Genomic DNA, 15,136 nt, shown 5'->3' with positions numbered 1-15,136 from the left:
AGTCCCGATTCCTATTGTGAAGCAGTGTTACCTAAAATTGAGGATAAATCAGCGGGTCCGCCACCAAAGTTTCCGAACCGAGGCATGATTGTCAAACCAATACCGGCATTTCCAGTGCTCTGGTTATAAGACATGCCCAGACTCGTGATGAAATCGGCACCAGTCCGGGTGAGCGATAAGATCTGTCCGCGATTAACATGTTCTCCCAGGTCATAAGCTGTACTGATACCCGCGCTCCATTTCTGGCTCATTACATAATTCAGTCCGGCTGATAAAATCTGGCTGTCCAGATCGCCACCACCTTTAATCTGCTGCAATGCCACATTCACTGACAGTCTGTTGGTGCGCTGGCTGGTGAGCGACACATCCCAGAGTTGTTGTGCACCGTCAAAGACATCGTAGTAGGCATTAGCTGCCATCGTGGTTCGGTCTCCGAGGAACCATTGATAGTGGCCACCCAGCAGGCCGAAGTCTTCGCCGAAGTTGTCTCGATCTGCATCCGGGAAATAAGATGCTTCCAGGTCGAGCGTCATCCAGTCTTTGGTTCGCAGTTGATCCGGCGGGCCGGTTTTAGTCTGCAGTCGATGCCGCCACGCCATACGCAGTACCTGCTGATCGTCTACCAGTTCGTAATAAGGATCTGTGACACCGCGGCCGGCTCCCGTACGAACGGCATAAAAACGAGGATCAAACTGAGGCGGCAGTACTCCACCAAACGTGTTGATTACCAGGCGCTCGCGGAACATTTCCTGAGCGTTGTCATCAAACTCATTATATTGTGCGATCCCGGACAGGTTTTGGCTTGAGTCACTGTAAGAGTAATCTGCTTCCAGCACCATCTTATGGGCCAGACCATTCAAATTGAAATAAGGATTGTAGACGTCCGGGAAGATACGCTCAGCCATAATACTGCCGCGCAGTCCGGCAGAACCGTAGAGGCGATCGATTTGCTGCTGTTGCAGACCCTGCTCCCAGTAAGCTGCTTCGCCCATCACATACGGTGTCAGAATGACGGGCCCCAGATTGAATGGTGCTTCCAACTGGTTACGGGTCATCGCCACCAGCCCCTGTGAATCGGCAATGAAGGGCAGGGGAGTAAAAACATCCTGTTGAGGATTGTACGGCGCAGAGCCTGGTTTCAGTTTTCCATAACCTACAGAGGAATGCGAAGTCCAGTTGAGCAGGTTCCCAAACAGTGGTTCACCCAGCAGGAACAGATCCGCTTTAGGCAGCCAGTCTGTTGTGTCTTCGTATCCATTCAGCTTTGTTCTGCCAATGACCGACCAGGACCAGTTGTCCTGCTGCTGTTTGAGATGCAACAGAGTTTCCACATCTTTACGATTATTGAAATCAGATTGAAAATATTCCTGTTGAAAGTTCCTGTCAGAGAATACACCGGCTTCGCTGGTCAGCGTCATGCCAAAGGGGGAAGTCTGTCGGTGCTGATGATTCAGAAAATAACGATCTTTTGTTGACGGAACGAGATCGCGGCGGTCCAGCCCCAGGTTATCCGTGCCACTGTCGTGAATGTAAAATGCTTCTGCATTGCCGCTGAAAATATTATCAAAGCCAAACAGGTTGGCACCCTGGTAGTTGCCGGACTGTCCGATCCCCACTCCCCGATAGGAATAGTAATCAACCTGCCCTTCCCATTTTGTACCCGCTGGTTGTTCGAGCCCCAGCAACTTAAACATATCCCATTCCGTTTCGACCTGGAAACCAAAGATACGGTCGTTCCCAAACCGCAGTCCTGTGATCGGAAAATAGATGTCTTCCGCCGGGCTGGTGACATAAGGCAGATAGAAGAGTGGTACATTCCCAACTTCAAAGGTATTGTGGGAACTTGTCAGCCAGGCACGTTTGTTTGGCAGTGGTTGCCCTGTAATCGGATCGAGTTCATTGGATCCTGACCCCAGCCAGGGTGTCGTATAACGGTCTTCGATTAAAACATCCGAAGATTGAATTTTGTAGCCAGGTTTTCCAAACTGGCTGCCTGTGGCCCAGGCATTCTGTGCGAGGTATGCGCCTTTCGAGAGCTGACGAATCTGACTGGCCCGGACCCTGACATCTTCACCCAGCTCAGGCAGATGGGTTTTCAGTTCCGCATCCAGCATGACGGCCCGTTCTTCCCGGGCATCGTAAAAGGCACGATTTGCTTTGAGGAAGTAGGTGCCTTGACGAATTTCGATGTTTCCTTCGAGGTAAATTTCAAAGGGTAATTCTTTGGACTGTCTGATTTCGGAGTTGAAATTCTGAGTATTGCGTCCGTCCGTCCAGATGATGATCCGGTCGGCGGACATGTCAATCATTTCCTGGTCCTCCACACCATCAATCAGTAGATTCACTCCGCCGGTGATGACCCAGATCTGTTCCGGTGGGACGGTGTGAGTCGAAGGAAAACTCTGGACGTTGTAGGGGACTGCGCTACGAGGGAAAAGTCGAATTCTGCGAAAATCAGTAGCCATCTCCGGAGCCGGAACCGGACTCAGTTCAGGACCTTCCAAAGGAGGCTTCTCAACAATAAACTGGGCGCGTTTCAGTTGATGATCATGGGGAACTCCCCGGCGTTCGATGGCACGATTCAATACTGGATCGTCGGGGGCAGTCATGGTCTGAGTAGGGCGTCTGAATTTCTGGTTCACTCCGTTTTGCGTTACCAGGTTGACCAGTAAACTGTTTTCTGATTTGGATTCACCTGGCAGGTCGACGCGAACTTCGCCTTCCATGTATACCGAGATACGATCGGCCTGACGCGTTTTTCGATGCCAGATCACCATCTGCCTCGAATGCAGGGTAGCATCACCCTGCTGAATGCGGCAATTCCCTTTCAGGATCGAGACACTGACAAAATCTTCTTCCCACTGTTGCGAATATTCCGCTGAGATCGCAATCGGCTCTTTTTCCGAAGGCTCGTATTCTGGTTCTTCATAGGATGCTTTCGGTGCGCCGAAGAAACTGGTCTGAGCAGGCGCAACCGTCACCGGTCCGCCAAGCAATGTTAAGAAAACAATTACCTGCCAGATGCGATGCGAAACATACCGGGGTACGGAATTGATCTCGCCCGACACGGGCACTCCTGAAGTGATAACCGGGTAGGTCAATCTTCTGTTGAAGGGAAATCGTAGGGAAAGGAACACGCTCTACTACTGAAGTTTCAGTAGACAGAGTGTAACGAATTGAGTTCAGTTGACTTAAATCCGTCTACTGGACCGGGATAAATGGGCGCGGATTATAGGTCGATTTCTGAAAGAGTGTCAATAACAATCGCTGCCACGAAACGGTTCAATAAAGTGTTATAACTTATTGATCTATAACGTGTTGTGGCTTTCGTGTTCTCTTGTCTCAGCTGCTTTCCGGAATTTCAGAAAATCAGCAGATTTTGACCAGCCATAAACGCTCAGCAAGGCGATCGCCGGTACCAGAGGCGCCCGCATTCTCATGTTGGTCCAATAGAAAATATGGACCACCGTGAAGCTGACGACAAGCCAGAATAACGGCTCCCAGGCTGACTCTCTCTTCCAGATTAACAGCAGACAGCCCCCCAGAGCGCCAGTCAGTATCAGGAAATAGTAACCGGTAATTACCCAGCCGATCAGAGGTCTCGACTCTACCAGCGCACTGTTTTGCGGGCTGAAGTTCCAGAACCGTCTTAATCTGAGCAGACAGGACTGTACAAACAGAGAGGGGGCCGCTGCGATATTGGCTTTCGCCCGTTGATACATCCACTGATCACGTTCCTGCTCACTCTTCACAGGGGGAACTGTTGTCTCAAGATCACGTTTCAGGCTTTTTTGCCAGGCATCCAGACTCTCACCCGACCAGAGGGTGCCCCAGGATTGTTGAACCACTTCCTGATAGAACACCGGGTTATTTCCCAGCAGCAACGTATATCCGCCATGAGTCGTTGTCAGAATCGGGGCGTGAAAAACCACCAGGTTCCGTATCAGCCAGGGGGAAACCGCAATCAGAATTCCCGCTGACAGATAAGTCAGTTGACGCCATGCAAGACCCTCCGGTTGCGTTTTCAAAACACGCTTGAAGACCGGCGCACAAAGTCGCGTCAGAAACCAGAGTCCGAAAAACGCGAGATAAGTCGGGCGGCAGAGAATCGCCAGTCCCCAGGTCAGGCCGGTTGCGAATATTTTTAAAGTTTGATTGGGGGGGGCTGGCTGAGTCTTTTCCTCCGTCAGATGGCATACCAGCATGTAGAGCAGCAGACTGGTAAGGAACGCAGACAGCACTTCGGTCATCGCATACGACGTGTATTGCAGCAAAACAGGGTCCGTCGCCACGATCGCTGCAGCGACCAGCGCCCCGACAGACAATTGTAATCTGCGCCCTGTTTTCCAGGTGAACCAGACGGTAAGCGTCCCCAGCAGCACCTGCATCAGCCCTACTCCCAGATCTCCTGCTTTCACATAATAGAGGGCAGCCAGCAGGCAGGGATACAACGGAGGACGAAACGCAGTCGGCTCGATGCCTCGTCCCTCCGCTACCCGACTCGATGTGAAACCATGTCCCGCAGCCAGGTTCCGGGCTATCGCGATGTAGGCATCCCGGTCTTCCTGCAGTTGATCGCTCTGCAGAATCACCATCGTCAGACGCAAACCGCCAGCCAGAAGCAGAATCAGCAGCAGGGCAGTAGTTAAGAATCCGGGTTTTGTCACAGACATCAATCCAAAGAGGCGTAAACAGCGGTTTCAGAGTCAGTCCGCTTGATTTTTACGTTTGCCTGAACTGGCACTTCGATCCCCAAGGTAAAGCTCACACGGCAGTTAATCCAAGGGGGGACTGCATCAAGTATGCGGGTCTCGTATGTCAGACACAAGGGGACACTCCAGACCGGAACTGGGGTTTTGTAAGATTTCTGCCGACTGTAGGGACTGGGTATGAGTGCGGCGCGGAATGGTCCAGATATCTGGAAATATGGATGCTGATGGTTCTGAAGTATTCAGGTTGGAAAAAATCAACACGTTGCAGAAAACAATCACTTTGTAATGAAATCATGATTTCTTTGAGCTATAGTTCGACAACAGTAGATGGGTTGCATGAGCTTGGGATGTATTCCTGTATCATAGCAACGGGCCGCATAGTTAAGTATTGAATGCCGAACAGGCAGCAGGATATGGTCTTTCCTTATGAGTAGTCACCCGCAGCGCTGGCTGGAATCATTCGTAGACCGTCTGTACAAACTTCGCTGGATTCTGCTGCTGGTATTTATGGTCCTCACCGGGCTGGCCATTTATCCTGCCTCTCAGCTCTCCTTTGAGCAGTCAATTGAATCACTCTACGCCAAAGATGATCCGCACCTGCTCGATTATCTGGAGAGCAAGCAATTATTCGGCGGCGATGAATTTGTATTTGTCGCCTATACAACCCCCGATCTGCTTGAGCCGGAAGGACTCCTCGAAGTCCGCAGGTTCTCAAAGGATCTCAATCAAGTTCCCGGTGTGAATGCGGAAGTGACTCAGAACCTCGCTGATGCACTCTCGCCTCCCAAACTCAATTTCTTTCTCCGTGCTCTGATTAGAAGAAAACAGGATGAGATGACTGAGCTCTTCCGCGGGGTGTTGATTGGCGATGATAACCAGACAACGGCCATCGTGCTCAGACTGTTGCCCGAAGAGGATTCGCCGGTATCCCGCGGAGAAACTTTCCGCCGCATCCGTCAACTGGCCGAAGGACACACGCCGCAAGCCTACGTCGTCGGCGAACCCGTGCAGGTGCACGATATGTTTCGCTATGTTGAAGAAGACGGCAATATCCTGTTCAAAGTTTCGCTCAACCTACTGGCGCTGGTACTGTTTCTGCTGTTCCGGCGGTTGCGATGGGTCATGCTGCCTCTACTGGTGGTGATCTGCTCGATTCTCTGGACCGAAGCCCTCCTCGTCCTGGGACACTTTCAACTCAGCATGGTCAGCTCCATGCTCAATTCACTGGTGACCATTATCGGCATCGCCACGGTCGCACACGTTGCAGTCCACTTCCAGGAACTGCAGCGAAATAACATTTCCCGACCACGGGCCATTCGCCAGACAATGGTCGAACTCCTGCCCGCGATCTTCTGGACCTGTGCCACCACAGCCGCCGGCTTCGCATCGCTGCTTTCCAGCGAGATTGCACCGGTCCGCAGTTTCGGAATTATGATGGCGCTGGGGACAATGATGGTTCTGATCGCCGCCACCGTCCTGCTTCCGGGAGGAATTTCACTGGGTTCTCTCAGTGCGCCACTCAAACACTCCTCCGAACAGGGGCTGGAACGCATCCTCAAAAAAGTCTGCCTGGGAACAGAGCATTATCCTCGACTGATCCTGGGGGGAACGGTTCTGCTGGTCCTGTTTGCTGCCGGGGGCTTTTCCCGACTCAAAGTGGAAACTGATTTCAGTAAGAACTTCCGTGACTCCAGTGATATCGTCAAGGCGCTCAACTTTGTGGAAACGCGACTGGGCGGCGCTTCGACCTGGGAAGTCAATTTTCCGGCGCCTTCCCAGTTGGATGAAGAATTTCTGGACCGGGTCCGTGCGTTGGCCAGCGATCTTCAACAGGTCAATCCGCCAGGCAAGCAACAGTTGACCAAGGTGATTTCGATTACCGATACGCTGGACTTCATACCGAAAATTCCATTCGCCTCTGATCCGCTTCAATCCAAACTCGATTCGATCAAAACCCTGCAGCCCGATTTTGAAAGCAGCCTGTATAACTCGGAAACAGGGAGAATGCGAATAGTTTTAAGAGCCCTCGAACGTCAGTCGGCAGAAGAGAAGCTCTCGCTCATCGATAAAGTCGATGCGCTGGCAAAGAAGCATTTTCCGGGTTCGAAAGTCACAGAAAAAACGGGCGCTGCTGAAGTCAAACCTGTTGAACCCGGCAAAGCGGCTGGCATTTTTATTCTGCTGGCCTATCTGATCGACAGCCTGCTGAATGATCAGCTTTTCAGTTTTTTACTCGCGGGAGCCAGTATTCTGGCAATGATGATCGTTGCCTTTCGCAGCGTCAAAATCGGTATCATTTCGATGGTTCCCAATCTGTTTCCCATCGTGCTGGTTGTCGGAGCAATGGGCTGGTTCAACCTGCCACTCAATATTGGCACTGCCATGATTGCCAGTGTCTCGATGGGGCTGACGACCGATTCCAGCATTCACTTTATCACCGGCTTTCTGCGTGAACGTTCGCGAGGCGCATCGGTCGTTGATGCGATTCGGCGGACACATCGCGGGGTAGGCCGGGCCATTATTTTCGCGACCTGCGCGCTGGTGGCCGGCTTCAGCGTGCTCACACTGTCGCACTTCATTCCTTTGATTTATTTCGGGGCGCTGGTCAGTGTCGCCATGATTGGCGGTATGCTGGGTTCCCTGGTCCTGTTGCCTATTCTCCTGCGACTGTTCTATAAGGACAAGGTCGAATCAGCTGCGTAACGGCAGCGGTTTGTATTTGCGCTGGTCCATGCCAACGTACCTGGACAGCGGTTGATACAGGTGATTGTTTTCTCCCTGCTCAACGATATGAGCCACCCAGCCGACGAGCCGCGATACAGAAAAAATCGGAGTGAACAGTTCCGGTTCAAAACCCAGGTAATGCAGCAGCCGACTGGCATACCACTCAACCCGGGGATGTACCTTTTGAATTTTTCCCATGATCTCTTCAATCGTGTCTGCAGTGTTTTCCATCTCGTTCTGTCCCAGCGCATCTGCCAGTTGAACACAGTAAGACTTCAGAACCGCAGAGCGGGGATCGCGGGGTTTGTGATGAGAGTTTTCAAATCCGAGCACACGCCGTCCCTTGGTGATTTCCTGACAGACCCATTCCTCGGCATTACCCGATTGCATCGCTTCCTGCAGTACGTCCAGCACGCCCGTTCCGCAACTGCAGTGTAACTGGCCATTAATGGAACCGATGGCGGAACAGACCGCGGAGTACAGCGGGCTGCCCGTGGAAGTCACAACACGTGCGGCAAAGGTGGAAGGCGATAAACCGTAGTCAGCATTGATAATCAGGGCTGCATTAAACGCTTCTTCTTCCAGCTGTGAAGGTTCATCTCCTTTCAGCATATACCAGAAGCTGCCCGCGTAAGAGTGATGAAAGTTCGGTTCAATCAGACGGGAGCCGCGCACCTGGTGATAACGATAAGAAATCAGTTGTGGCAGCATCGCCAGCAGGTATTGCGCATTGGAGACTTCCGACTGGAAAACGCCGTATTCCATCTGCGGGTCAAAGTGTGCCAGCAGACTCACGCCACTGCGAATGACTTCCATCATGTCGATGTGGGGGGGAATTGCCTGAACCGCCGCCATCACAGGTTGAGGCAGGGAGCCGGTTTCAATCAGCAGGGTCTGAAAATCAGCCAGTTGTTCATGGCTGGGCAATTCGCCGTGCAGGAGCAGGTAGGCCACTTCGATGAAGGCCGCTCCTGATGCCAGCTCTTCAATCGGGTAACCCCGATAAGTGAGTCCATTCTGAATCTGAGAGATCTCAGTCTCAGTAGCAACGATCCCGGATAAGCCGGGGCGATAAGGGTGACGTTCCATGTCGCGATCCTTCCGCACTTCCTGATTACGTTATTTGAGTCAGTCCATTTATGCTCAGAGTATAACTCATCCGCCCTGCAGAATCGACATATGATACACAGCGATTTGTCTAAGAATAGGGAAATAATTTACAGGTGTTATTCAGGCTTGACTTCGAACCTCGAATTGCTGGCCGTGACTTCAGGAATCTTCCGTCCCGGAAATCAACCGACCTGCACCATCTGCCAACAGCGCTTTGGCGACCTTCACACCGATTTCCTTCGCTTCAGCAAACGAGCCGGAGACTGATGCGCAAATCCGTTCCCGGCCATCCACGCTCAGCACAACTGCTTCTAGGGTCAACTGATCGCCTGCAGGCTGTGACAAACTTCCAATCGGGGCATGACAGCCTGCTCTCAAATGAGCCAGCAGGCTCCGTTCTGCTGTGGTGGCCGCCTGTGTGGAAGGATCAGACAGGCCAGCCAGCAACTCTGCTGTTTCACTGTCCTCCGCGCGACATTCAATTCCCAGTGCGCCCTGACCTACCGCCGGATATACTTCCGGAGGCTGCAGCAGCAGGGAAGCCCGCTGTTCGAGCAGTTCCAGTCTTACCATACCCGCTTCTGCCAGGCAGAGGGCATCGTATTCGCCCGCGTCCAGTTTTTTGAGACGGGTTTCCACATTGCCGCGTACCTCCAGCATCTGCAGATCACTTCGCTGATGCAGCAGTTGTGCCCGCCTCCGTAGACTGCCGGTACCGATCCGTGCTTCCGGAGGCAGATCGGCTATACGCTCCACAGCATTTGACCCTTGTGGGAAAATCAGCACATCGTAGAGGGGCCCCCGTTCCGGGATTCCCGCCAGCAGTAACCCCGGCGCCTGTTCTGTTGGCAGATCCTTTAAACTGTGGACTGCTAAATCGGCACGACCATCCAACACCGCTTTCTGTACTTCGCGGGTAAAGACACCCAGTCCGCCAAATTCGGAGAGAGGCGACGTCAGATCGCGGTCTCCTTCTGAAGTGATGTGTACGATTTCAATCGGACGTTCGCTGGTCTGCCTTTTCAGCAGATCTGAAACGTAGTAGGCCTGCCACAGCGCCAGTCGGCTGGCACGGGTTGCAATCCGTAAAGGACGTTCTTCAGACGTCTGGTCCATCACTCCACTTTCCACTATTTACTCGAAATTTAGTACGATTGGCGGTTCAAACGCCAAACCGGCTGTGAACCCGGGCCGCAGATTACTTTGAATCCTCGGGGGGCTGGTCCGGGGGGACAGGTTCCGAACCATTGGAATCTTCCGGCTTTTCTTCTGTTGTCGTATGTTCGCTTTCAATCGTCGATGTCTGTGTGGTCGGGATCGGAGGAGCAATCTGCACTTTGAATCCTGCCAGCTTGCGGTCTCCCAGCAGACGTTTTCCCAACTCTTCCCGCAGCAGGTCATCGGTGACCCGCTGTTGTGGTGGCACCAGGACGCCACAGGACAGACAGAACTGGAATGCCTGGTCCACGGTGATATTCAGATCAACGATTTCACTTTTAGGCACACTCATCGTATAGCCGGTCACAGGCATGGGGGAGGTCGGGATCAGGATCGCCACCAGAGGTTCTCCTGCTGTCACTGTCATCTCCAGCATGCTGTCGCCGGTGACAAATCCCAGTGACCAGATTCCCCGCCGCGGGTATTCCACTGCCACCACGCGACTGTAGTCTACGGTTCGCTCACTGAAGAAAAAGTCGGTGACCTGCTTGACCGAAGAATAAACGTTGCTCACCACAGGCAGTCTCGCCAGGACTCCCTGTTCGAATTTGATGACCATCCAGGCACCAATCCGCGCGGTTACGAAACGTCCCAGAAAATACAGCGCGACAATAGTCAATGCGACTGCCACAGCACTCAGGTGAAACAGACTTTTAAACCAGCGCGTCGTAGCCAGCTCCATATACAGGCCCATCGCCGTGGTCGGCATGTCCGATTCCCTGATGCGTTTGGCGACTTCACGATAATCGGCATACTTGACTGCTCGATCGCCAAATGGAACCCAGGCGTAAGGCGCAATTTTATTGCGGTTAATCCCTTGAGGTCCGGATTCCCGCTCAATCGCTTTAATTTTGGCCGCATCCGCTCTACTGATCAGATAATCTTTGCGGCAGTATTCCAGAGGCGGGAGGTTTTCCATCTCTACAAAATTATCACGGGGTTGTGAATCATCGGTGAAGTAAGCGATACAGTATCTCACCGTCGTCGTGGTTGGCGTGATAATGTAGTCGTTCACAATCCCGGCGACCCAGATCACAATCACCAGCGTCAGAATCGGAGGCAGACTGATGGCCAGCCCGCGCAGGAAGAAACGATGGTTTCTGCCAATCGCTTTTTTCTCCGCCTTCTTACCGGGGGTTTTTTCAGGTGGAGTGGTACTCGCATCCATCGAGGTACTTACCTTGTCTGTTGTATCCACGCTGACAGCAACCGTCTCGTGTGGAGATTTGATTTTCTAAAGTCATATACGCGGCGCTCTGGCTATGACTGCTATATTGATTTCGCTGGCACCTGCCTTCAGAAGGGCACGCGTCGCAGCATTCGCTGTTGATCCTGTCGTCATGACATCATCAACCAGTAATATACTTAAGTCTTTTACTCGACCGGGCCTACGGACTCGAAAGGCATCTCGTAGATTCGTTCTCCGGTTCTGAGGAGATAAACTGGTCTGTGGGGGAGTCTTCTTTTGTTTGGCGAGTATATTCCCGCTGTATTTCGCTTGCAAGCGGTGTGACAGGGCCTCTGCAATGATACTCGCCGGATTATGAGAGCGACGCAGACGGGATGTCCAGTGCAAAGGGACCGGAACAATCAGGTTTGCTCCGAGTTGTTCAAAGAAATTCTGGTTTCGGTAGAACAGCAGATTTGCCAGACCGCCTCCCAGGTAAGCACCATGGTTCTGCTTCAGATTCAAGATGAATTCCTGTAACGCACCTTCATATTTCCCCAGCGCGACTGCCCGCTTAAACTCGAATTTCTCATTCCGACAGTCGATACAGCCTCCGGATGTCTCCAGATGCGGACCCACGGGCGCACCACAACGCTGACAGACCCGAGTGAGGACGGGAACAATATCTTCAATTTGTTCCCCGCAACTCACGCCGGTACACACGGCCTCGATTCCACACAGAGTACAGCGGGGCGGATACATAAAGTTACGTCCCGTCTGCAGCCAGCGTGTTGAGAAACGCCGCAGTCGCTCAATCCCCGGATATTTCATGATTTCGCAGAGTCACCACTAGGATCAGTTTGATTTTTCGGTATCCTCACATAGTAAGTCAGCCGCCTCAGGAAATACAGATCCAATGTTCAGGCCAGGCCCGTTTTCTTAAAATACCAGTCGAGTTCGTCAGGATAATCCGTTGAGAGCCAGTCAGTCAGAAGTTGTCATCATCGGAGGCGGTCTGGCCGGCCTGGCCTGTGCAGTGACGCTGGCAGATCGTGAAATCCCGGTTTCTCTTTATGAGTCACGTCCCCGATTAGGCGGTCGTGCCAGTTCCTTCGCGGACAAACAGTCCGAACAGCTCATCGATAACTGCCAGCATGTCAGCATGGGCTGCTGTTCTGAATTCAATCGTTTCTGTGAAACCGTGGGCATTGCCGACTACTTCCAGCGCGCGAGCGAACTCTATTTCGTGGGCCCCGATTCAGCCGCCCCCGATTCGAAAGTCAAACCGCTCAAGGTCAATCGCTTCACCGCCAGTCCGCTACTGCCTGCTCCCCTGCATCTGCTTCCCGCGTTTGGTGGACTCTCTTATCTGTCCTGGCCTGAAAAAATCCAGCTCGCCCGTGGCCTTAAGCAACTTGCACTCGCGAAAATTGAACTCGACGACGAACCCACCATGGCCGACTGGCTTGTGGAACACGGTCAGTCTCCCACCGTCATAAATCGTTTCTGGAATGTGGTCCTCGTCAGCGCGTTAAGCGAAACCCTGGATCGCATCAGCCTTTCGCATGCCCGCAAAGTCTTCGTCGATGGCTTCCTCAGGGCCCGCGACAGTTGGCAGGTACTGATTCCCACGGTCCCCCTCGAACACTTGTATGGCACGGTAATTCAGGACTATCTCAAACAGCGTGGCACAAAAATATCTCTACAGACCGGTGTCGAGAAGATCCGGATCGACGGGCAGCAGGTTGCAGGAGTTCAATTACGCGACGGTACTGAAATCAACTGCTCGCGGGTTGTCCTCGCGGTTCCCCACCAGCGGATCTTCGATCTCCTGCCCACTGAATTTCCAGGCCGCGAGAAACTCACTCGCATTCAACAGCTCGAATCTGCGCCCATCACCAGCGTCCATCTCTGGTTTGATCGCGAAATCACGAGCCTTCCCCATGCCGTCTTCGTCGACACCCTCTCGCAGTGGATGTTCAATCGCAGCCGACTCATGCAGAATGCTTCTACGGAATCCGGTTACTACTACCAGATCGTCATCTCTGCCAGCCATAACTTGACAGGAACTGCCCGGCAGGGACGGACCCAGTCAGACATCATCAACGCCGTCATCTCTGAACTGGCTTTGATCTGGCCTGAAGTAAACTCCGCAGAGCTGCTGCACAGCCGCATGGTTACCGAGCATCAGGCTGTCTTCTCGGTGAAGCCCGGCGTGGAACAAATTCGCCCGTCGCAGTCTACTCAGGTTAATGGTCTCTACCTGGCAGGAGACTGGACTTCCACCGGCTGGCCTGCCACTATGGAAGGCGCCGTTCGCAGCGGAATCCAGGCAGCAGAGTTTCTGCTCGCCGATCTGGGAAAACAGGAATCCCTTTTATTACCTCCTGCTGAAGCGAGTTTTCTATCTAAAATACTGTTCAGACTGTAAACTCTCACGCATGGTTTTTCATTTCATCGTACCCCCGAATCAGACGAAACAGCAGAAGCAGTCCATTGCGCAGTTTGTACGCATCGTCGTTCTGCTGGTTGGCTTTACCATCTTCGGGACCGTGGGAATTCGCTGGATCGAAGGCGCCTCCTGGCTCAACAGCCTGTATATGATTGTCATCACGGCTACCACCGTCGGTTATGAAGATCCCGTTGCCCTGTCCGACAATGGTAAGCTGTTTATCATTTTCTACCTCATGTTTGGTCTGGGGATATTTACTTACTCTGTCTCCCAGCTTGGTCAATGGATCGTTCGTCAGCAGATGAGTTCAATCCTGGAGAAACGTCGCATGCAGAAAGCAATCTCAAATCTGGATGGCCACTACATCGTGTGTGGCATCGGTCGTATGGGGGCCTCCATCTGTGAATACCTCCACGAACGCGAAAAACCATTCGTCGTCATCGACAAAGATGACGAACGCCTGCAGTTGACCTGCGAAGAAAAAGGCTGGCTGTATATTCATGGCGACGCCACCGATGATTTCATTCTACAGAGTGCAGGCATTGAAAACGCCAAGTCCCTTGCCGCCGCTCTCCCCAGCGACGCTGATAATGTTTACGTTGTGCTCACCGCTCGTATGCTCAATTCCGAATTCCAGATCATCGCCCGCGCCAGTGATGACAAAGCCGGCGATAAAATCAAACACGCCGGTGCCAACCGCATCGTCAGTCCGTTCCGCAGCGGTGCGGTTAAAATCGCTCGCTTCATGATTCATCCTGCCGTCGAAGATTTCGTCGAAGTCGCCAGCAAACACGTGGGCGGCTTTGAAGTTGCCGACCTCCAGATCACCGATGCCAATCCCTACTGCAGCAAAAAATTACACGAAACCGATTTCAGTACCAAAGGCATCATGGTTGTAGGCATCTGCCGACCCGATCAGCAGCCACAGATGCCACCTCCGAGTTCGTCCATCCTCAACGCCGGCGACAGCATCTTCGTGCTCGGCTCGTCCGACTCCATCAATTCACTGATGGAAGAATTCAACGAGTTTGAAGAAACCACTGCATAAACTTCACCGCTGAGAATCGGATCACCGCGCGTGTTCAAACTGGACTTGACCCCGCCGCGTCGCTGGCGATAAACGCTGTCTTGAGTCGCGCGCGTGCCCAGTTTACAGTGCACCGAAACACGCGATACTTGTTCCTGATCTTCACTACAAAACAGCCTGTTTTTCCAGATTTGCACTGCCTGAAACCGCACCAGTTCCCGATGTATGCCTGCGGGTCGCCACACATCGCAGTCCTTCATCCCAGCACCGCCACTGATCACACCAGCATCGGCTCCGGATCAACACAGTTCGCCACATGATTCTGTTCATCCCCCTTGACGTCCCCACGCCTCTCCCTAAGATTTTCCTACAACAATGAAATGAAACCGCAATCCACCAGAACAACATCAAACAGGCAAGACAATGCTCATCAAGATAGAAACCACTTGAGATTAAAATCCCGGGTGCCATCGGTCGGCCTGCCCGACAGTGCCTCTGCTCAAGGCCTCCTTACCTGGTTCACCAACCATTATAAAGGAAGCGATCCAACCCCAGCAGATGAATATCCCGAACCACTATATACAGATCAGGGGGTAGCCCCGAATGCAATTCGGGGTTGTCGCAGACAACAGGAAACTGCCAGGGCAGACCTTCAAATAAGAACTGACTACCACGATATAACACAAAAGAAAGGGTAACCCCGGATGCAATCCGGGGTGAGCAGA

At 52.6% G+C, this 15,136-nt stretch carries 9 protein-coding genes; 3 read left to right on the top strand and 6 right to left on the bottom strand.

Annotated features, from left to right (window positions below; genetic code table 11):
• Positions 1 to 11: 11 nt before the first annotated feature.
• Positions 12 to 3,068 (bottom strand): hypothetical protein, encoded by a 3,057-nt coding sequence (locus ACN0YH_RS14525; RefSeq protein ID WP_417380292.1) that lies wholly within the window; start codon positions 3,066 to 3,068, stop codon positions 12 to 14.
• A gap of 240 nt (positions 3,069 to 3,308) precedes the next feature.
• A complete protein-coding gene (locus tag ACN0YH_RS14520; protein ID WP_417380291.1) occupies positions 3,309 to 4,667 on the bottom strand; it encodes an ArnT family glycosyltransferase in 1,359 nt (452 codons plus the stop codon).
• Between the two features lie 471 nt (positions 4,668 to 5,138).
• Between ACN0YH_RS14520 and ACN0YH_RS14515 the strand changes: the two genes are divergently transcribed.
• Positions 5,139 to 7,415: an efflux RND transporter permease subunit gene (locus tag ACN0YH_RS14515; protein WP_417380290.1), complete on the top strand. Its 2,277-nt coding sequence runs from the start codon at positions 5,139 to 5,141 to the stop codon at positions 7,413 to 7,415.
• Here the strand turns inward: ACN0YH_RS14515 and ACN0YH_RS14510 are convergent.
• From ACN0YH_RS14510 to ACN0YH_RS14495, 4 genes are all read right to left on the bottom strand, one after another.
• Entirely contained in the window at positions 7,404 to 8,525 is a 1,122-nt protein-coding gene (locus tag ACN0YH_RS14510; protein ID WP_417380289.1) for a citrate/2-methylcitrate synthase, read from the bottom strand. The two genes, ACN0YH_RS14515 and ACN0YH_RS14510, sit on opposite strands and share 12 nt — an antisense overlap.
• A gap of 180 nt (positions 8,526 to 8,705) precedes the next feature.
• The gene (gene hemC / locus ACN0YH_RS14505) at positions 8,706 to 9,662 is read right to left on the bottom strand and encodes a hydroxymethylbilane synthase (RefSeq protein WP_417380288.1); all 957 of its coding nucleotides are present in this window, start codon (positions 9,660 to 9,662) and stop codon (positions 8,706 to 8,708) included.
• 82 nt (positions 9,663 to 9,744) lie between these two features.
• Positions 9,745 to 10,932 carry a DUF502 domain-containing protein gene (locus ACN0YH_RS14500; RefSeq protein ID WP_417380287.1) on the bottom strand — a complete coding sequence of 396 codons (1,188 nt, stop codon included), beginning with the start codon at positions 10,930 to 10,932 and terminating at the stop codon, positions 9,745 to 9,747.
• 72 nt (positions 10,933 to 11,004) lie between these two features.
• Complete coding sequence (locus ACN0YH_RS14495) at positions 11,005 to 11,763, bottom strand: ComF family protein (RefSeq protein WP_417380286.1); 759 nt, start codon at positions 11,761 to 11,763, stop codon at positions 11,005 to 11,007.
• A gap of 142 nt (positions 11,764 to 11,905) precedes the next feature.
• On the opposite strand from ACN0YH_RS14495, the gene hpnE reads away from it, so the two are divergent.
• Positions 11,906 to 13,363, top strand: coding sequence for a hydroxysqualene dehydroxylase HpnE (gene hpnE, locus ACN0YH_RS14490; RefSeq protein ID WP_417380285.1), 1,458 nt, complete (start codon positions 11,906 to 11,908; stop codon positions 13,361 to 13,363).
• Positions 13,364 to 13,373: 10 nt separating this feature from the next.
• Positions 13,374 to 14,432 carry a potassium channel family protein gene (locus tag ACN0YH_RS14485; protein WP_417380284.1) on the top strand — a complete coding sequence of 353 codons (1,059 nt, stop codon included), beginning with the start codon at positions 13,374 to 13,376 and terminating at the stop codon, positions 14,430 to 14,432.
• Positions 14,433 to 15,136 lie beyond the last annotated feature (704 nt).

It is taken from the genome of Gimesia sp., from assembly GCF_048262075.1.
Lineage (GTDB): Bacteria > Planctomycetota > Planctomycetia > Planctomycetales > Planctomycetaceae > Gimesia.
Note: the sequence above shows the minus strand (reverse complement) of the source record. Positions and strands in the feature narration are given on the sequence as shown.